We start from the raw sequence: 18,463 nt of genomic DNA on the forward strand, positions 1-18,463 counted from the left end.
CTTAACGATAACGCTCATACCAACGCGTAGGAACTAAATGACTCGTACATTGCCACTGTCCAGTCCCTTGCTCATTACCAGACAGCTTTAATTTCCCACAACTATTAGTCGCAGGTGGGTTATCCTCCGTTGGCACAAATGTTACGCCACGAATACCGGAGCCAATAACATTTTCATTACATTCAGAAACTCCTACTGGACAGGTATTCCCCGTTTGTGTTTCAAACCCACTGTGATTCTCTTTATTTTGATCGATTGACCCATCAGAATTAAGGCAGGCGCCAAATGGTAAACAGAACGTCTGCTGGTCAGTTTCACCTACTACACGTGGTAAACATGGGTCTGCCGCTACAATGCCTGTTCCCTGCGGATCATAAACAGGCACAATTAAAGTCCCCGTAACGGCCATAGGTTCTTCAAAAGCTTTTAGCCCTCCTTTAATACGGAAACTATTATTAGCTTTCTCTGTGCCATCGCTAATACTAGAAAGTGAGCGATACCAACCACTTTGCCCCACCCCAGTGTTTGGAAAGAAAATCTGTGCTACTCGTGTTTCCCCAGACCGTAAAATTTGTGGATTTTTTCGAAGCGTCGATCGAGTAATATCTTTTGTTTCAAGTTGGTTATCAGTTAAAGACATCAGATTCTTTTTGATAAAGTCTTTATCGATAATCCCATAGACATTGTTTACAGGTCTTCCGCTTAATGCGGTGCTCGGTGACATTCCCTCACGGCCTGTAAGGGGGTAAACATCTAACGGTGTACTGCGGTCCCCTGAAGCAATGCCTACAGTAATAAAAGTGTGGATACCATAATCGTGAATTGTCACTGTTGGTGGTTCATAAAAACGCGGCGCATTCCCAGCGGTATAATCATTCGAAGCATCATAAGTTGAGTCATTTGTTGCCAAATTGGCTAATCGAACAACTCGAATACCGAAACTGCTATAAGTTGAATTTGTTTTTGTCTGGTTATTATTAAGATCGATACGGAAAATTTGCCCGCCTAAATCACCAAAATATAAATGGTCGACTAAACCATCAGCATCTCGATCTAAGGTACTAATGCGACTAACAATACTGTGCTTCATATTAGAGTTATCTATATTAGAGCCTGTGTCACTCGTCCACCATAAGCGCTCCCCAGTTTTAGCATCAATAATATAAACAGCATTCCCTTTTGCTTTTCCATTCGTAAAGCAAGAATTGCTCAAGGTAATATTCGGGTTTTCATAACATTGGTCGTAGCCACCACCAACAATCATAACGCGTTTAATAACTCCGTTATAACGTATATTTGCAAGTACAGGTTTAGACCAACTCTGCCCCATGCGACTATAATCAGTTTGATCTGCTCCTACTCTAAACAGGAGCTGAGGTGAGACAGGATTTAAGACATTTAAGCCATAATAGCTGCTGCCCCCCATTCGCATGCCACCATAAATATTCATTTGCTTTGCAGTTACTTTTGATACTGCTGAGCTACCGCTTCCCGTTGTAGTAATACTATATGCAGGGTCAGATACCCAAGCCCCATCCATACCGTGAGCAGGAGCTGAGGCATCACTTTGGCCAACCACTAAAGCTTTTGATGCAATTGGATCATTTAATATATCAGCCGGAACGAAAGCCATTTGTTCTACACCAGTTGAGGCATCCACAATATGTAAACCACCTTCCATCGTTCCATAGAGAATGGATTGTTCACGCGCAGATGTTAAATTCCCATTTTCATCTAATGTTCCATTATAGGTAAGCTGTACCGGTAAAGAATGAATACTACCGCCCATCGATAAATAGGGTTCATTCGATGTAACTAATGACGAAGGTAAAGTCGTAGCGCTAATATCAGTTGAGTAACCTAGATAATTTAATATTTTTAATTTCAAGCCAATCGGGAAAGCTTTTAAAATATCTTGTCCAGTTGATGCATTAAATTTTCCTAAAACATAACTTGCTGTATTAGCCACACTATCAAAAGGATTAGTTCCTTCTGGGGGAGCAGCTGGAATTTTTAGCAAATTAGTTCCAGAAGTCGATATTTTCGTTAAGCTACCATCCGATGCGACGGCGGAAACATCGGTAAATAAATTGCGGATTTTAGTTTGTACTGCGTAATAATATTTTGTGATATTTCCTTCTTCATCACGTGTTTCATTTTGTCCAGCAATTGGTAAAGGAACTTTTGCATATGAACCGCCAAAAAAGACTTTACCTCCATCATTATAAGTAGAGCTATTCCAATAATCTTTTGTTCCAGTTCTAAAAGCCCCACTTGCGTTGTAAACCAGCCCACCAGCATTAGCTTCAAAAGCGCCCGCATTTGTTCCCGATAAAACAACATGGTATTTTTTTAGGTTGCCTCGCCAAGTTAAATAAGCATTTGCTGGATTTGGCTCAAAAGCACGTAAGTAACCATATTCCTGTAAATTTTTAGGATTTAGTGCATCATAAGGAACAGAGATAGCTCCTGTGGTTAAGGGTTCTAAAGGAACTTTTCCGATGTTAGTAATAAATGCGATAACGCTGTCTGTTACACCTTGCGCACTTTGGGTAGGGAAAAAACCTCCATTTCCATAACCAGGTGCAGTGACCGCATTTGTGGTCTGATTCGGCGAACAATTATCATCACTTCTACGGTCAGATTGGGTTCTCGAACTCAAACGACAGGCATTTTTTACATCAGAAGAACTTAAACTAGAAAAGTCACTACCAAAACCCACAAATGCTGTTTGAATAGAAACTCCAGCTGGGTTTTTTGTTTTATCAAATAGTCGTTTTGCAAACTCCCCCATACAGGCCCAACCAGAGTCTGCTGTCGTGTTAGATAAACCTCCAGAACAATTAAAATCAGTTCCAAAAGTACTGCCTAAGGCCGTCGACATTACAGTTGCAGAACGCGTATTTGTTGTATTGTTCGGCTCACCATCTGATAAAAAGTAAATACCTTGCCCATCACAACTCTGGCGATTGGCCACCGCAGGCAAAGGAGATTGGTAAATAGCATTTAAGTTAGAGGCATTTCTATCTACAACAATATTCGGATTGCTGGCTGTATCGTTTGATTTTGATTTTGGGATACCGCTGTCTGCATTTGCTATCGCATAATTAAAAGTGGTGTAGTAATAAGTATAAGAATAGGTCCAGTCCGATGAAGTATCATAGGCTGTTGCTGTATCTACACCTGGATTAGAGGTTGACCAACTACTCCAATAATTTGTAGAGCGACAAGGCTGCCATAGATTTGCTGTATCAATTTGTGAGTCACGATAACTAGTGCAATATGAGTATTCCGTTCTATTATCAGATTTTCGCACACGCTTTATATAACTATCTTTTCGGATAGCATAATTCGCCTCTGAATAGGTTGTTGTACCCATCAAATAAGCGGCAGCTTCTGCATAAGCATGTGCCGAAGGTGTTGACCCGCCAGCAGTTAAATTTGCAACGGCCTGTTTTAATTTATAACGCTGAGAACCCACTGTGTTTAAAGTACTTGCATCTCCTAAAGGAGCAGCAGCCACTAAAACTTGCCCACTTCGGCTATCACCATTTGCAGAGAAATTTCCCAAGCCCACACGAGTATCATTCAAAATAGGATTATTGCTGGCTAAAAAAGCATTCATACCATTTTTAAGCATGGCCAACCGGTTTTCACCATAACTATTGTTGGTCATACTTCCTGATGTATCCAACATCATCACAATGGTTTTTTTACCCGCTGTAGGTGAAGCATAAATTTGTAAATCACTCGCCTGCACGACAGAGCTTGTCACCAACCATGTAAAAGTGACCGAGCTTGAACAGATGGCATACCATAAATTATTTGGCTTAAAATTCTTCAATTTTAGTTTCACGATATTCCCCGTTATGAACCTGGTGCCGTAATTTGAGTTAATTTATTGGTATAGTTAAATTCTTGAACTTGGGTGCTAAAAGGCACGTTATGATTTGCCAAACATTCCGCCAATGTTTGTTTAGTCGCTAATGCGGTATCAAAATTGTCGCTAATTTTTGCCGAACTCGTGCTTAAGCAATCAGCTTGTAAAGTTTCAATAGAACTAGAGGCGTATGCTGGCAAAAAAGCTGTTGTAATCACTCGAATACGTTGAGTAGACAGCATACTTTTAGGCAGTTGAGTACCTTCGGAAGTGTTTGTTCCTCGAGGTAAATTTGAACCAGGAATATCGTTTGTAGCGTCTGTTGGAATACTTACAGCAACTTGCGTAACGACAGCTTGACGATTACTTCCATAGTCACTTGTTAAATCGCAGAAACCTGCGACTCCGCCATCTTCGACTACCGCATTATTGGCACTTCCTGCACGAAGTAAACTTGCACCTCTGGTCTGAGCAAAATTTGTTGCTGTAGAAACAGGCTTATAACAAAAGTTGTATTCTGCACCGGGGTTACTTTCGTGCTCTTTGAGCGCTGCCCCAATCACATTAGTAATATTAGTTAGGGTAGTAGGATTCATCTGTACAATGAGTTCTAAAGGCGTGTCAGATGACTGAAAATTTAATTGGCTAACTTGGCTATTGGTAGCAACTTTTAAAGATACAATAGCCACTCTTATTGCTAAAACACCTACAGAAATAACAACTAATAAAATAATAAGTACAACAATAAGAGTTGCCCCTTTTTCCTTAGATCTACTTTTCTGAATTAAATGGGTCATAAACTTTCCCCCATCGCATTGCGTAGAGCAATTGTTACGTTATAAGTGCGACGTAAGAATCGAGTTGTATTATCAGAAGCATGTACAGTTTGATCTAACATAAAAAAAGACTGGGCAGGATCTATTGCTCTGTTTTGGGCATTATTCGTGGAACGGGCTAGTACAGATATTTGTATTGAAAGAATTCGCGGTGCCATTACAGATGGTGTGGCATCTCTGGCAGCCTGTGCAGCAGCTCGATACTGGGGAATCGTATAGTAAGCAAAATTGCCAGCCGCTTTTTTTGCACCGAATAACACATGAAAATGGTCAATACGCGGTAATACGATTTGGCCGGCGTCACCCAAGCCAGTAATAGTGGTAGGTTGAGCTGCGGCGGCTACAGCAGAGGGAGTATTTGCATCACATGCAAGTGCATAATCTTGCTGGGAGCTACCATTACTATCAAGACGTAAGAAATAACGCTCTACAATTAAATCTCCTGCAAGGACATTCACACCTTCACAATTAGTCATATTCGTAGGCGCAATAAATTGAATCGTCAGTTGATCACTTTGCACAGCAGCATTTGAACTATTCTGTATATTTGAAAGACCTTTCCAGTGATTACTCACAGTACTTACCGTATCGCTTGCACCACGACTTAGTAATGTGTCAGCAATATAAGTATTTGTTCCAACATTAGGGACAAAATTAACAGTGTTATTATTAGTTGCTGTTGAGCCAGTTAGCACAACCCCGCCCCAAGGCGTCGTATCGGTTAATATTGGGTTGGTTACATTTCCATAATTTAGAAGGCGTATATCACGGGCAATATATTCCAAACCAAAAATACCACTATCTTGTATTTCAGCATTTGCTTTTTGTAGGTGACTTGATAAAAGTCCACCAATAAATAATTGAGTTGCTGCAGCTACTAAAATTAGGCCTAAAGCCAATGCAACCATAAGCTCAATTAATGTAAAGCCTCGTTGTTTCCAGGATACAAATGAGTGAGCCATTAATATGCCTCCATCATCAAACAATTTGAATTATTAGCATAAACACCATCTGTACTCATACAGCTCGACACATCCGCGGTAGTGACTCCCCCATTTGTTGTAATTACTGGAGAGGTTTTTCCCCAAAAAACGAACAGACATTGCCTCTGCTGGGTCATTGTGCTTGTAACCCCAGGGCAATTTGTCATTGTGATTTTCATGCCAAGTTGATCAGCATTTCTCGCTGCTTGATACGCATCAAATTGAGCAAGTTGAGAAGGCGTACAAGCGGCATTGAAACACAACGAAGGGGCTGCAGTAGTAGATGAATAATTGCTATAACTACGAACAAATGCAGGATATTGACTAGCTTGAGAACTATTTACGCGAATATTTTCTGCTAATCCTCTCATAATCATAATGGCTTGAGATTTACTTAATGCTTCTGAAGAAGCATCCATAGCCCGAATTTGCAAAGCGACATATCCTAAAATTCCTATCGCAAGTAAAATTAAGGCGACCAATACTTCTAATAAACCAACCCCAGCTTGAGTTTTTTGCTTAGAGCCCCGCATTAACATGTCTCCTCAGCTTTAAAAATTAATGTGCCAAGCTTCGTTAAAATAATAATTTTCTTTTTATTTATTTTTGAATTACAAATAGATAAAAGCGCATCTTGAGTAATATTAGTTACTACTCCATTTGCATTAAAAGTTAAAGTCGTCGCTGTTGATGAGCTCTGTGTACCATTAGCAGCGATACTTTTAAGCTCAAGAGTGCTATTGGAAGCAGCTTTCCAATTAAAAGAAGTCGGTGTATTTGAGGCTGTTGAATTCAGATTAATGGATACATCTTGTCGACCAAGTATTGCTTGGCTCTTTGATTCTGACAAAGTATTGATTAGGTCTCTTTGATTTTCATCTAGTCGTTTACTTTCTAATAAATTCGACATAGACGGTGCAGCCATCATCGCGATGATGGCCATTACTATAATCGTCACCATAAGCTCAACCAAGGTGAACCCGTCTTGCGGAATAATTCCCCTCATCCCCAGAACCCCAAATAAACTTAAGAATTTTTTATTTATTATTTAAATTTTACGGTTTAGATTTACAAAACAAATACAAAGCAGATAAAGGGTATAAAAAAACAGATAACTGTCATATCAACAATTATCTGTTTACTATTTTAAAATCAGTATGTTAAATAAGTCACACTTTATGCTTGAGTCACATGAATACGTAATTCTTTAGGAAGACTAAAAGTTATATTCTCTTCACGCCCATCTAATTCTTTAGGTGCTTGCGCGCCCCAGTCTTGTAAACGTTGAATTACTTGCTTAATTAGAATTTCTGGTGCTGAAGCACCCGCTGTCACACCAATTTTGCACGTATCATTGAACCATGACTGTTCTAACTGATCAGCATTATCTACAAGGTAAGCTGCCTTGCCCATACGCTCGGCAAGCTCGCGTAAACGATTTGAATTTGATGAGTTAGGTGAGCCTACAACCAATACCACATCACACTGTTCTGCTAAGTCACGTACAGCATCTTGTCTGTTTTGAGTTGCGTAGCAAATATCATCTTTACGCGGACCTTGAATATGAGGAAATTTTGCACGCAAAGCATCAATAACTTTAGCCGTATCATCAATAGATAAAGTTGTTTGAGTTACAAATGCAAGTTTTTCAGGATGTCTTACTGCAAGCGCAGCAACATCAGCTTCATCTTCAACCAGATAAATGTCACCACCTTTCAATTTGTCATATTGCCCCATTGTTCCTTCAACTTCTGGGTGCCCTTCATGACCAATTAAAATAGCTTCAGTACCTTCACGCGCATATTTAGTGACTTCAATATGAACTTTGGTAACTAAAGGACAAGTTGCATCAAACACTTTTAAACCTCGGCGCTCCGCTTCTTGCTGAACAGCTTTTGAAACACCATGAGCACTAAAAATTACAATTGAGTCATCCGGAACCTGATCTAGTTCATCAACAAAAACTGCCCCTCTTTGACGTAAGTCATCAACAACAAATTTATTGTGTACAACCTCATGACGTACATAAATAGGAGGGTTAAAACATTCTAAAGCCCGATTGACGATTGCTATGGCTCGATCAACACCGGCACAAAAACCACGCGGATTAGCTAACACAATTTCCATAACAGCCTCAAAATTAATAAAACAGGGGAATTTCTCTTGAATATTTGCAATTAAAACTATTCAGTTTAAACGCACGGTACACTACAATAGCGAAGATATTTTATCATATCAGGAAAAATATCATGTCGGGTCTATTGTTTGTCGTTTCTGCTGCATCAGGAACGGGCAAAACATCTTTGGTGAAAGCCCTGCTTGACCGTGTGAGCAATTTACATGTTTCAGTCTCACATACTACCCGAGGTCAACGTCCCGGTGAATTAGATGGTGTTCACTATCACTTCACTACAAAAGATGAATTTCTAGACCAAGTCAACCATGACGGTTTTATTGAATACGCTGAAGTATTTGGTAATTACTATGGCACTTCTCAAGCAACTGTAAAACAACAGTTAGCTCAAGGACACGATGTTCTACTTGAAATTGATTGGCAAGGTGCAGAGCAAGTACGCAAACTTTTTCCTGAATCCAAGCAAATATTTATTTTACCGCCAACACAATTTGATCTTCGTCAGCGTTTATCTAACCGCGGCACAGACTCAGTTGAAGTCATTGAACATCGTTTAAGCTGTGCAGTTGAAGATATGCAGCATTACACGAACTTTGATTACATCATTATTAATGATGACTTTAATAAAGCCTTACATGAGATTGAAGCTGTAATTACAGCAAACCGTCTAGTGCTCTCTCAGCAAGCGAAACGTTATCAAACATTAATTCAAGACTTGATTACTCCTCAACCAAAACAGGAATAACTTGAGTCTAGATCGAAAGCCTTTTATACTGTTTAGTCTGTTCAAATTCACCATTCCAAAACGAGAACTTTTATGGCACGCGTCACCGTTGAAGATTGTTTAGATCATGTAGACAACCGTTTTGAGCTTGTGCTCGTTGCAAGTAAACGTGCTCGTCAATTGGCACGTCAAGGCATGGAGCCAACTGTAGAATGGGATAACGACAAACCGACTGTAGTTTCTTTGCGCGAAATCGCGGCAGGGCACGTTACGAAAGAAATTCTTAAGCAACGTGAACAAGATTATCAAACTTCTAGTCTTGATCTTGCTCTTTCTACAAACAGCTTGAATTTAGAAGGTTTTTCTTTCTAATTAATTCTGTTTCATAAAAAAACCATCGTTTTTCTGCGGTGGTTTTTTATTTGGCTTTGTCTTGAATTTAAAGATATTGAAAAAAGCAATTATTTTCATTGAAAAAAAAATACACTTTTTCAAATGAAAAAATTGACAAGTTCCGCAATATGCTTTTCATTAAGAAGTAGATAGATTTAGTTTTTCAGTATTAGGAAAAAGGGTGATTTATGCCAGGCGAAGAGGTCAGCCAAGCCAAGCAACAGCTTAAATTGATTATCGACCCTTACTTATCGGTAAGTGAGGTCGAGAAAGTGCTTGCTGCCTGTGATTTTGCCGATCTAGCGCATACTGGCATTACACGTAAAAGTGGTGAACCCTACATTCTGCATCCAATTGCTGTCAGCTGTATTCTTGCAAACATGCGTTTAGATGCTGAAACCTTAATGGCAGCACTTTTGCATGATGTTATTGAAGATACTCAATATACAAAAGAAGATATTACTGAAAAATTTGGCTTGACGGTTGCCGAGCTAGTTGACGGCGTAACCAAACTTAGCCAATCAAGTGATAAAGAATATAACAAAGCCGCCTCATTCCGAAAAATCTTGCAAGCGACCCTACAAGATCCACGTGTCATTATTATTAAATTAGCTGACCGCTATCATAATATGACAACTCTAGGTGCTTTACGTCCAGATAAACGTGCCCGTATTGCTCAAGAAACTCTTGATATCTTTGTGCCAATGGCAAGATTAGTCGGCATGAATGAAATGGGTGATAATCTAGAAAATCTTTGTTATCAAAATCTTGATCTTGATATGTTTGATAACGTGCAAAATGCACTACGTCAAACCAAACCAGAGCGATGTAAATATCAAAGTATCTGGGAACAAAACCTTGCTGAACTTCTTCATAATTATCATATTCAAGGCCGCATTAAAAAGAAAAATAACAATATCGAATTATTACGCCATTTCGTTAAAAATGAGATGGATTTACAAGAGCTTACCCACAGCCATGCTTTTGAAATCGTTTTACAATCAATTGCCGACTGTGACCGCCTAGTTGATGCTTTAAGAGAAAACTTTCAGGTCATTCAATATCAGGACCATATCCGTCGTCCGCTACCGGGTGGCAACCAGTCTTTACTCATTAAGCTCAAAGGCGAAAAAACTACACTTTCTCTTACCATTCAAACCGAGCTTATGCGTAAAGCTGCTCGCTTTGGGGTAGTGCTTGGTGAAAATGCGCCACAAACTTGTCGTTCAGCTATTCAAGCCTCTATGCAAAACCTGAATACGCTTATTGATGGAGAATGTGCAAAAACGACTTTCAATGATTTATTAGATTACTTACATCAAGAAAAAATTTGGGTTTACACTCCACATGGCCAGCTCCACGAGTTACCACAAGGTGCTACCGTAGTTGATTTTGCTTATTCAGCCAGTTTATTTTTAGGTAACCATGCCGTTGGTGCAAAAGTAGATGGGGAGATTAAACCACTATCGACACCATTAATCAGCGGTCAGGTTATTGAAGTGATTACGGATGTTTTAGCAACACCAAATCCAGACTGGTTAAGTTTCATTAATACGCAAAAAGCTCGCCGTGCTTTACAGCATGTCCTTAAAGATCAAGATATTGAAGAACAACGTTTAGTCGGTGCGCAAGCACTTTCTCGAGCACTGAAACTCTTTAACCGTTCGATTAACGATCTCTCTGAATCCGACTGGTTAGATTTACTTCAATGGCGCCACATTGATAATAAAAATACATTGTTTGAACAAATTGCAGTTGGCGACCTACTACCTCAACTTGTAGCTAATCACTTATTTGCTCATGACAAGCATCCACAAGTGGAAAATTCAGATCGACTCATTCAAAGCACCGAAGGTATCGATGTTAAATATGCGCATTGCTGTAATCCAGTTTTGGGTGACCCAATTCAAGGACATTTAACACGTCGTGGGTTAATTGTGCATCGTATCCGTTGCCATAACTTGCTACATGAACAACATCTACATCCTGAAAATATTATGCCGCTTCAATGGAAAGCAGATGACGTAGACGATGTTCGTTTTACAGCCTACCTCGCTATAGAAATGACAATGAATGATGAGCAGGTATCAGACCTGATCTATCAATGTCGTAAAAATAATGCAGGGGTAGAAATGGTTCACTCAAATGAGCAAAGAACTTTCGTTAATATTGTAGTGAACAATCGTAAACATATTGCAAAAGTCATCCGTGACTTACGCATGCATTATGGTTTTCCACGCATTGAGCGTTTGGATGCGCCTAATCCACAGATGGAAATTTCAAAAGTAAGCTAAGTCTTTACAAGGGCTATTGGTCAGATTTATGTTTCTTTAACAAAATCAAACTTTCCAAATCCACTTAATCAATTAAATCGATGATACTTTTGTCCAAAGCGATCATCGATTATGATGAAATGAGATTTAATCAAGGAGAACCAAATGTCCCGCCAAGTAATTCATACTGAAAATGCCCCTGCTGCTATCGGCACATACTCTCAAGCCATTTTAGTAGATAATACATTATATCTTTCAGGGCAAATTGGTTTAGACCCATACAGTATGGAACTTGTAGAAGGTATTGAAGCTCAAATTCGCCGTGTATTTGATAATTTAAAAGCAGTTTGTGAAGCTGCCGGCGGTTCTCTAGCAGACATTGCCAAGCTCAATATTTTTCTAACTGATTTATCAAACTTCCAACTTGTAAACCAAATTATGGGTGAATATTTTGCGCAACCGTATCCTGCACGTGCAGCTCTTGGTGTAGCAAGTTTACCAAAAGGTGCTTTAGTTGAAATGGATGGTATTGTAGTTATTAATCAATAAGATATAGAAATACATTAAATATTTCCCGTTAAATTTTTAACTCTAAATCATGAACCACCTTTGTATAAAATCTGAACATAACTCAGATTTCCGCTCAGGTGGTATTTTTTTATCCAAATTCCCAATAATAATAAATGAGATTTTAAATGAATTTCATTGACAAACGATAATAATTATCAATAATATCAATTATCGCATTTATATTTGGGGATCACTCCCATGTACGTTTGCTTGTGTCGTGGCATTACCGATCAAGATATTAAAGACGCTGTTGAAAATGGCGCAGAAAGCTATCGCGAAATTCGTGATTTGCTTGATCTTGGTACTTGCTGTGGACGCTGTGCACCAGAAGCACGTGCTATTATTAATGAAGAATTAGCAGAAATCGCTGCTCGTATTTCTGTAGCTGCGTAAAAGATTTATAAAAATTTAATAGTATTTATTAGCTCCTCCACCGCTTTTTGCGGAACGTTACTAGTTCCTCATTCAAGCGGTTTTTTTTGGTTGGAAACTCTCCTTTCCTAATATTGTGTTGTTTTTGATTGCGATTTTCATTTGCTGTTCTATAAATTACTCGCCATATCACTGTTTGTTCACTAGAATGGTTTTATAGATTGCCTTAATTGAATTAAGGCAGAAATTGTTTTGGAGTAGCTACAATGAAAGGCAATCGTGATGTCATTAATCAGCTCAACCAAGTGCTGTATCATCATCTAACTGCAATTAATCAATATTTTTTACATTCACGCATGTTTAATGATTGGGGAATTGAGCAGCTTGGCTCTGCTGAATACAAAGAATCCATTCGTCAAATGAAGCATGCAGACAAAATTATTGAACGTATTTTATTCTTGGAAGGTTTACCTAATCTTCAGCACTTAGGCAAACTTTATATTGGTCAACATACAGAAGAAGTTCTGCAATGTGACATTCGTAAAGTGAAAGAAAATATAGAAGCGATTCAAAAAGCAGTTGCACTCGCTGAAACAGAACAAGACTATGTGACGCGTGATCTTGTTCAAGAAATTTTAGAAAAAGAAGAAGAATATTGGGACTGGTTAGATACCCAAATTGACCTTATCGTTAGCGTTGGCATTGAAAATTACATCCAGAGTCAGATGTAATTTCTCATAAAAAAATCCCCTTGCATGCAAGGGGATTTTTTTATTACTTTTCTTTTAATAACTCTGGTAGCGTTATTTTTTGCTTATAGAGATGCTTTAAAATTAATAATTGCTGCTCTGCTTGCTCTGGTTTTCCATTATAAGCCAGCAATTTTGCATTTTTACGTAAATTATATGGAGTTGCTTTATTCTTTACCGAGTTACCCCACTGGACTAGCTCAGCTTCAGATAATTTAGTTTTTGGATCAAGTTCAATCCATTTTAAACGCTCTTGAAACTGCGTTAAAACAAAAATTTTACTGCTTCCCATGAACTCTGCATTTGGTTTTTTATTCTTATAAAGTAAATTACTATTCAGAACATACACATTGTAATCACGTAGAATTGCAATAATAAGCAGCAAGCCTACAACCCATGTTAAACGAAGAAGATGTTTACTGAGGACAATTCCTTTAAGCACAGGAGTCTCGGCTTGTACTATACCAAGCAGGAATCCACAGGTAAGCAAGAAATAAGCGTAGCGCTGTGGAAACTCAAACATAGCATGAATAAGCACTGCGCATACCATCATAATCGCTATAATTGAGATGGTATTTTTAGCCTGTTGATTTAACCAAAGAAACCAAAAAACAAAGTAAGTAATGATTACAGCGCCTAATGGGATACCATTCCAGATGATGATATCCAGTAGCATATTATGAGCACTATTGAACCATACATGCACTGTCCCATATTGAATACTATCAACTACAGCGACACTAGTTTGACTCCATCCATATCCTAACCATGGCTGCTGAGCTATAGCATGCAATATTTGTATCCACATCCCTATACGTTCATGCCCCGACCCCGCACGCGCGACAAACGAACTTGTTTCAGTAATTTCTGTATTTGTAGAGAATTCAATAAATTGAGTGATATAAGGTAAAATTAGCCCCGCAATTAGAAAAAAAGCTAAGCACCATAAGAAGCCTTGAGTAAATCCAAATCTTTTTTGCTTCTTAAATTGCTTAATCCCCCAGTAGATGAATAGGAATGGAAAAACGATCCATGAAGTTCGAGACTGACTCAATGCAATGGTAAATAAAATAATCAATGCTGAAGGCAATAATAACCACAACGTTACTTTATTTTTTTCATATAAATATAAACATCCTAACAACCCGATAATTAAGAATGTCGCCATGTTGTTAGGTTGACCAAAATTACCGTAAGGACGATTACCAATTAGATGAAGTGTATAAATTAAATGTGATTCAATATTCAACCACTGGAAAATTGCTATAAGACTAGTTAATAGCGATGTAATAATTACTAGTAAGCTAAAACCTGAAAAAATTTGATCTCTCTTTTTTTGATCTAAAGATAGGTTGTAGCCAGCCACGACCATAAACCAAAAACCCAATAAGTAAAATGAACTTAATAAAGCCGTACTTAAATCAAAAACTAGACCGAAGCCCCACTGCGCAATAGGAATTAAGGTAAATGGCAGCAACAATATCTGTGCTCTAGGAATTTTAATATTTTGTTGAATTAGGGCAGCTAATACGCATAACCCAGCCCCAAAAGTACTGACTTCACTTGAGAACATGACCCAAGGGCTGTAGTGAAATGGAGACAACCATGCAAAACCCAACAGGATTGCAGCGAGAAATAGGAAGAATACTTGCATAGTGAGAGGTTAGAGACCAAAACTTGTGGGAATTATACATGGAAGCCTAAAAGAAAATGTATGAACTCTCTATGAAAAGATTTTGATAAAGTTTACTTCAAAAAATTAAGGGATTTGTGAAGCTGGTACCAAGTGCTCAGCAGCACCATAAAACCAGAAATTTGGTGCCATTCTTCCATCATAGCTACCACAACCCCAACACATTAAATCTTGTCCTAAATAAACGATCGTGATGTATATGAAGACAGCTCCCCATAAAGCAATTAATAGTTTCGTGAGTCTATAGGGATATTTCAAATATTCTTTAGACTGTTGGCGCTGAGAAAAAGCAAATGCTAAAAATAATATACAGGCCATTTGTGAAGCAGGATAAACCATACTTCCTGAGAACATCGCATCAACTAAAATTGCAATTAAGCCAGCTTTTGCAATAGGTAAAGCATTCTTATCTCGGAACAACTTAATAACTTGATATATCATCCAAACTAAAAAGATACATCCAACTATTCCCCATTCAAAAATTAATCTTAAATATAAGTTATGTACGTGATGTCCATATTTATATTGAATTTCTGAGAGATACCCCCCTCCCAGACCAGACCATGGTTTCTCTTTCCAGTGCTCAAAAACAAAACTCCACATTTCTGCACGCATTGATGTGCCAGCCCTTATTACGGACATAGTATTTTTATCGGCGAAATAAAGAGTAGTTTTATAAACAAAAAAAGCTAAAAAAATGTAAATACAGCTTTGCAAAATGAGCTTTCGATTTTCTCGAGAGTATATAAAGAAAATCAACAATCCTATCGCTACAGCAAGTAAAGCGGATCTAGCTCCGTCAAAAAACCACGCTAGAGCAAAAAAGAAAGTAGCAAACGGATAAAAATAATGAAAATAAGGGAAATTTTTATTTTTTAAAAAAATTAGAAAAAAGAATATAGGTACGATAACACTATCATAGATCCGAATCGTGCCAGAGTTAAACTGCCAATCAAACCATTGTTGATGGATAATAAAATTTAAAATAGAAATAAAAATAAATAAACAAGGAATAAATGCTGAAACGACGATCAATGCTAAGCCATGTGCTATATTTTTTACATTCTTTAACTCGTATGCTAAAGCAGAAAATATAAATAGTAATGCTATCGCAGACCAAATTTCTTGAAACTGAAAAATGCTATAAGCTGTTATCTGTATAGCAGTTAATATACTAATCAGAAAAAAAATAATTTGAGTGAAAGTCGAATATTCTATTTTCTTTGTAAAAATTAAAATTAATAAGGCATATAGTGCCAATGAAAATTGTAATAGACGAAGTTCATCATATTGAAAAACCGACCAGCCAATTTGATAACCTAATAATGCTGCAATTAGATAAACTGCTATTAAGAGAAATAGTATATTATTTTTTATCATATATGTTTTCATTAATAAAAAAGAGAGGATAAAACCTCTCTTTTTCTTTATTTTAATATTAAGAAGCAGCACATCCTTTAGGAGCAAGCGCTTTATTATCGGTATCTGTAATACCAGTAGTTACACAACTCCAAATTCCTGTTGTCCCATTTCTCGACCAAGTCATAATCGCACCTGTAACTTGCGAAGGAGCTTTTTGTACTGTACAGGCGATACTACCTTCACCACTGCCAGCAGCAAAGCCAGTCACAGCAATACTACAATTTGAAGTAGTAGCAGATATTCCAAGATCAGTTAATGTAACAGCTTCACCATTATTAATTCTTTCTTCAGCAACTGTTTTACCAGCTGATATCTCAGCTAAGCTTGCTGTTAATTTAGATTTAGCTTGATATTTACTATACTGTGGAATCGCAATTGCAGCCAAAATACCAATAATGGCAACTACGATCATGAGTTCAATTAATGTAAAACCTTTTTGTGCATTCATAGCCTTTTCCCCAAAGATTGTATGTATGTTTTTATATAAGCTTTTTCAGCTATCAACTATATTGCAGCATCCATGCCAACTTTTATTTTAATTAAAAAACAAATACTTATATTAAAATCAACTATTCTTAAACATTAAATCGGTGTAAGTAATTGACAAAAAATGTCATATAATTTTTTATAAAAACACTTCACGTATTAAAAAAAATAAATTACACAATTCAAAGTTCATATTTATTTATGTGAACAAAATCTCTTTAAAAATAAATAAGTAGGTGACATTTTTTGTCAGTCACCTTTGAAAGTAAAATTAAGAAAAATAGTCAAGATAGGAATACTACAAGTCAGTTTAATTCAGAATAATCGGAGCATTCCCCAATTCATTGGATTGATCAGGCATGTTTTCGTTATAAAACCGTGACATCACCTCTCCAATTTGTTGTACGCCCATCACTACAGCTTGCTGATATTCTTTTTGCTTAAGCTTTTGTACTATTACTTCACAAATCTGTTGCCAGACTTGATCGTTAGTCGCATTTCGAATGCCACGATCAAATATAATTTCTACCGTTCGTTCACATAAATTTAGGTATAACAATACGCCGCTATTTAATGCAGTATCCCAAACGCCTAGTTCTGCAAATAATTGCTGTGCTCTTAAACGCGTGTTTTGTCTATAAGCTTGTGAACATGGAATATGGCCTTCAATTACAACCTGTATTTCTCCAACATGGCCATGTTCTGCCTGCTGTACAGCATCTGCGATAGCTTGCTTATCTTGTTTTGAAAAATAACGACTACTAGCAGGTAAATAACATAGATGTTTAAACCAACGTTTTAGACTTGGCTCTACAGATTCTTCAATTTTTGGTTGAGTAATAATTTGTGTTGTTTCTGATGTTGTTACCATGAGCCTGAAGCACCTCCACCGCCAAAACGACCTCCGCCGCCACCATAGCCTCCGCCACCTCCGCCGAAGCCTCCTCCACGTCCACCGCCACCAGAACCACTTAAAATGGCCTGTAAAATAAGTTGGGCAATTGATGTAATAAGTAAAAAGAAAATACCAAAACCAAGTAGTAAGCTAGTGACTAGCCCCGCCCCATTTACAAATCCTGCTACCGCAGCAGCAACTCCTGCTGTAGATGCACTAAGCGGACGACCAACAATAAACGAACCCACAATTCCAGCAACAAGAATAAATAAAGCGATTGTCAGCGTTGTCTGCTTGGCTTGCTGTTCTTCTGCAGCTTGATGCTGACGTTCTTTTAAATCTTGGGCAGCTTGCTGTGCTACTTCTGGATCTAAATTTAAAATTCTTCCGATTTCATCAAGGCCTGCACTCAAACCTTGGGCATATTGGGCTTGTTTAAAATAAGGTGTAATTTGGTTTCGAATAATCCGACTTGCCACAATATCCGGCAACACACCTTCTAAACCATATCCCGTTAAAATTTGTATGCGACGATCATTTACCGCAACTGCAATGAGTAATCCATTGTCACGTTTAGCTGAACCTAATTGCCACTGCTCACCCACTCGTAATGCATAATCAAATATATCTTCTTGGCCCGTAGTTGGGACAATAACGACACCAATTTGCGCTTTACCTTGTTGGTATAAACTTAGAATTTTTTGGTCGAGCTGCTGTTTCTCAGCCTCACTTAAAATGTTAGCTTGATCAATAACAGGCTGATTTAAAGTTGGCAAACCACGAATTGATTCACCGTCTACCATATCGTTAGCGACTTTAGGCGAAGCAGCAACACTTGAAGCAGCTTGCCCCTCTAGTTTAGTTGCAGCAGCTTGATTTTGCTGTTTTTGAATGATTTTGCCCGCTACTATTGTGTCGGTTTCATCAGTAGCAGTTGCAATATTACTTTCACTCCATGCCGTATTCTGAAAAAGAACACCACAACAGAGCAAAATTAAGGTCGCAATAAAGACCTTAATTTGCTTAGACTGAAGCAATATAGTATTTCTCATA

Annotated in this window: 17 protein-coding genes and 1 pseudogene; 7 read left to right on the plus strand and 11 right to left on the minus strand. The window is 37.9% G+C overall.

Annotated features, from left to right (window positions below; translation table 11 throughout):
- Position 1: 1 nt before the first annotated feature.
- The 6 genes from ACS125_RS02245 to ispH form a co-directional block, all read right to left on the minus strand.
- Positions 2-3,856, minus strand: a complete 3,855-nt coding sequence (locus tag ACS125_RS02245; RefSeq protein ID WP_443270310.1) for a PilC/PilY family type IV pilus protein — start codon at positions 3,854-3,856, stop codon at positions 2-4.
- Between the two features lie 11 nt (positions 3,857-3,867).
- On the minus strand, positions 3,868-4,677 hold the full coding sequence (locus ACS125_RS02250; RefSeq protein ID WP_004789782.1) for a PilX N-terminal domain-containing pilus assembly protein: 810 nt from the start codon (positions 4,675-4,677) through the stop codon (positions 3,868-3,870).
- A complete protein-coding gene (locus ACS125_RS02255; protein ID WP_443270312.1) occupies positions 4,674-5,678 on the minus strand; it encodes a PilW family protein in 1,005 nt (334 codons plus the stop codon). The genes ACS125_RS02250 and ACS125_RS02255 overlap by 4 nt, the downstream gene beginning before the upstream one ends.
- Positions 5,678-6,238, minus strand: coding sequence for a type IV pilus modification protein PilV (gene pilV, locus ACS125_RS02260; RefSeq protein WP_081399447.1), 561 nt, complete (start codon positions 6,236-6,238; stop codon positions 5,678-5,680). The genes ACS125_RS02255 and pilV overlap by 1 nt, the downstream gene beginning before the upstream one ends.
- Complete coding sequence (locus tag ACS125_RS02265) at positions 6,232-6,705, minus strand: pilus assembly FimT family protein (RefSeq protein WP_174729123.1); 474 nt, start codon at positions 6,703-6,705, stop codon at positions 6,232-6,234. Before ACS125_RS02265 ends, pilV begins: the two co-directional genes overlap by 7 nt.
- 170 nt (positions 6,706-6,875) lie before the next feature.
- Entirely contained in the window at positions 6,876-7,826 is a 951-nt protein-coding gene (gene ispH, locus ACS125_RS02270; protein ID WP_003653781.1) for a 4-hydroxy-3-methylbut-2-enyl diphosphate reductase, read from the minus strand.
- Between the two features lie 122 nt (positions 7,827-7,948).
- Here ispH and gmk point away from each other — a divergent pair, with 122 nt between their 5' ends.
- The 7 genes and pseudogenes from gmk to bfr all read left to right on the plus strand — a co-directional run bounded on the left by gmk (position 7,949) and on the right by bfr (position 12,896).
- The gene (gene gmk / locus ACS125_RS02275; protein ID WP_004789787.1) at positions 7,949-8,578 is read left to right on the plus strand and encodes a guanylate kinase; all 630 of its coding nucleotides are present in this window, start codon (positions 7,949-7,951) and stop codon (positions 8,576-8,578) included.
- 72 nt (positions 8,579-8,650) lie between these two features.
- A complete protein-coding gene (gene rpoZ, locus ACS125_RS02280; RefSeq protein ID WP_002116990.1) occupies positions 8,651-8,929 on the plus strand; it encodes a DNA-directed RNA polymerase subunit omega in 279 nt (92 codons plus the stop codon).
- Positions 8,930-9,009: 80 nt separating this feature from the next.
- Positions 9,010-9,099 (plus strand): annotated as a pseudogene (locus tag ACS125_RS02285) (hypothetical protein); the annotation flags it as partial.
- Between the two features lie 39 nt (positions 9,100-9,138).
- Entirely contained in the window at positions 9,139-11,244 is a 2,106-nt protein-coding gene (locus ACS125_RS02290; protein WP_174742132.1) for a RelA/SpoT family protein, read from the plus strand.
- Positions 11,245-11,388: 144 nt separating this feature from the next.
- Positions 11,389-11,772 (plus strand): RidA family protein, encoded by a 384-nt coding sequence (locus tag ACS125_RS02295; RefSeq protein ID WP_004789789.1) that lies wholly within the window; start codon positions 11,389-11,391, stop codon positions 11,770-11,772.
- Between the two features lie 219 nt (positions 11,773-11,991).
- Positions 11,992-12,186 (plus strand): bacterioferritin-associated ferredoxin, encoded by a 195-nt coding sequence (locus ACS125_RS02300; RefSeq protein ID WP_004789790.1) that lies wholly within the window; start codon positions 11,992-11,994, stop codon positions 12,184-12,186.
- A gap of 245 nt (positions 12,187-12,431) precedes the next feature.
- Entirely contained in the window at positions 12,432-12,896 is a 465-nt protein-coding gene (bfr, locus tag ACS125_RS02305) for a heteropolymeric bacterioferritin subunit Bfr (protein ID WP_443270317.1), read from the plus strand.
- Positions 12,897-12,939: 43 nt separating this feature from the next.
- Here bfr and ACS125_RS02310 read toward each other — a convergent pair whose 3' ends face one another.
- From ACS125_RS02310 to ACS125_RS02330, 5 genes are all read right to left on the minus strand, one after another.
- The gene (locus ACS125_RS02310) at positions 12,940-14,568 is read right to left on the minus strand and encodes a Wzy polymerase domain-containing protein (RefSeq protein ID WP_443270319.1); all 1,629 of its coding nucleotides are present in this window, start codon (positions 14,566-14,568) and stop codon (positions 12,940-12,942) included.
- A 105-nt stretch (positions 14,569-14,673) separates the two neighbouring features.
- Complete coding sequence (locus ACS125_RS02315; protein WP_443270321.1) at positions 14,674-15,987, minus strand: O-antigen ligase family protein; 1,314 nt, start codon at positions 15,985-15,987, stop codon at positions 14,674-14,676.
- 58 nt (positions 15,988-16,045) lie between these two features.
- Positions 16,046-16,477 carry a pilin gene (locus tag ACS125_RS02320; protein WP_086394117.1) on the minus strand — a complete coding sequence of 144 codons (432 nt, stop codon included), beginning with the start codon at positions 16,475-16,477 and terminating at the stop codon, positions 16,046-16,048.
- A gap of 348 nt (positions 16,478-16,825) precedes the next feature.
- Positions 16,826-17,386: a TPM domain-containing protein gene (locus ACS125_RS02325; RefSeq protein WP_443270324.1), complete on the minus strand. Its 561-nt coding sequence runs from the start codon at positions 17,384-17,386 to the stop codon at positions 16,826-16,828.
- Positions 17,380-18,462, minus strand: a complete 1,083-nt coding sequence (locus tag ACS125_RS02330) for a TPM domain-containing protein (RefSeq protein ID WP_443270326.1) — start codon at positions 18,460-18,462, stop codon at positions 17,380-17,382. Before ACS125_RS02330 ends, ACS125_RS02325 begins: the two co-directional genes overlap by 7 nt.
- Position 18,463 lies beyond the last annotated feature (1 nt).

The sequence above is a fragment of the Acinetobacter sp. PFS20 genome, from assembly GCF_052261015.1.
Classification (GTDB): domain Bacteria; phylum Pseudomonadota; class Gammaproteobacteria; order Pseudomonadales; family Moraxellaceae; genus Acinetobacter.

What these genes read in the sequence shown, in the direction of transcription:
- ACS125_RS02325 (WP_443270324.1), bottom strand. Translation starts at nt 17,386, where the DNA reads ATGGTAACAACATCAGAAACAACACAAATTATTACTCAACCAAAAATT.
- gmk (WP_004789787.1), top strand. Translation starts at nt 7,949, where the DNA reads ATGTCGGGTCTATTGTTTGTCGTTTCTGCTGCATCAGGAACGGGCAAA.
- bfr (WP_443270317.1), top strand. Translation starts at nt 12,432, where the DNA reads ATGAAAGGCAATCGTGATGTCATTAATCAGCTCAACCAAGTGCTGTAT.
- ACS125_RS02250 (WP_004789782.1), bottom strand. Translation starts at nt 4,677, where the DNA reads ATGACCCATTTAATTCAGAAAAGTAGATCTAAGGAAAAAGGGGCAACT.
- ACS125_RS02310 (WP_443270319.1), bottom strand. Translation starts at nt 14,568, where the DNA reads ATGCAAGTATTCTTCCTATTTCTCGCTGCAATCCTGTTGGGTTTTGCA.
- ACS125_RS02315 (WP_443270321.1), bottom strand. Translation starts at nt 15,987, where the DNA reads ATGATAAAAAATAATATACTATTTCTCTTAATAGCAGTTTATCTAATT.
- ACS125_RS02300 (WP_004789790.1), top strand. Translation starts at nt 11,992, where the DNA reads ATGTACGTTTGCTTGTGTCGTGGCATTACCGATCAAGATATTAAAGAC.
- ACS125_RS02290 (WP_174742132.1), top strand. Translation starts at nt 9,139, where the DNA reads ATGCCAGGCGAAGAGGTCAGCCAAGCCAAGCAACAGCTTAAATTGATT.
- ACS125_RS02295 (WP_004789789.1), top strand. Translation starts at nt 11,389, where the DNA reads ATGTCCCGCCAAGTAATTCATACTGAAAATGCCCCTGCTGCTATCGGC.
- ACS125_RS02330 (WP_443270326.1), bottom strand. Translation starts at nt 18,462, where the DNA reads ATGAGAAATACTATATTGCTTCAGTCTAAGCAAATTAAGGTCTTTATT.
- ACS125_RS02320 (WP_086394117.1), bottom strand. Translation starts at nt 16,477, where the DNA reads ATGAATGCACAAAAAGGTTTTACATTAATTGAACTCATGATCGTAGTT.
- rpoZ (WP_002116990.1), top strand. Translation starts at nt 8,651, where the DNA reads ATGGCACGCGTCACCGTTGAAGATTGTTTAGATCATGTAGACAACCGT.
- ispH (WP_003653781.1), bottom strand. Translation starts at nt 7,826, where the DNA reads ATGGAAATTGTGTTAGCTAATCCGCGTGGTTTTTGTGCCGGTGTTGAT.
- pilV (WP_081399447.1), bottom strand. Translation starts at nt 6,238, where the DNA reads ATGTTAATGCGGGGCTCTAAGCAAAAAACTCAAGCTGGGGTTGGTTTA.
- ACS125_RS02255 (WP_443270312.1), bottom strand. Translation starts at nt 5,678, where the DNA reads ATGGCTCACTCATTTGTATCCTGGAAACAACGAGGCTTTACATTAATT.
- ACS125_RS02265 (WP_174729123.1), bottom strand. Translation starts at nt 6,705, where the DNA reads ATGAGGGGAATTATTCCGCAAGACGGGTTCACCTTGGTTGAGCTTATG.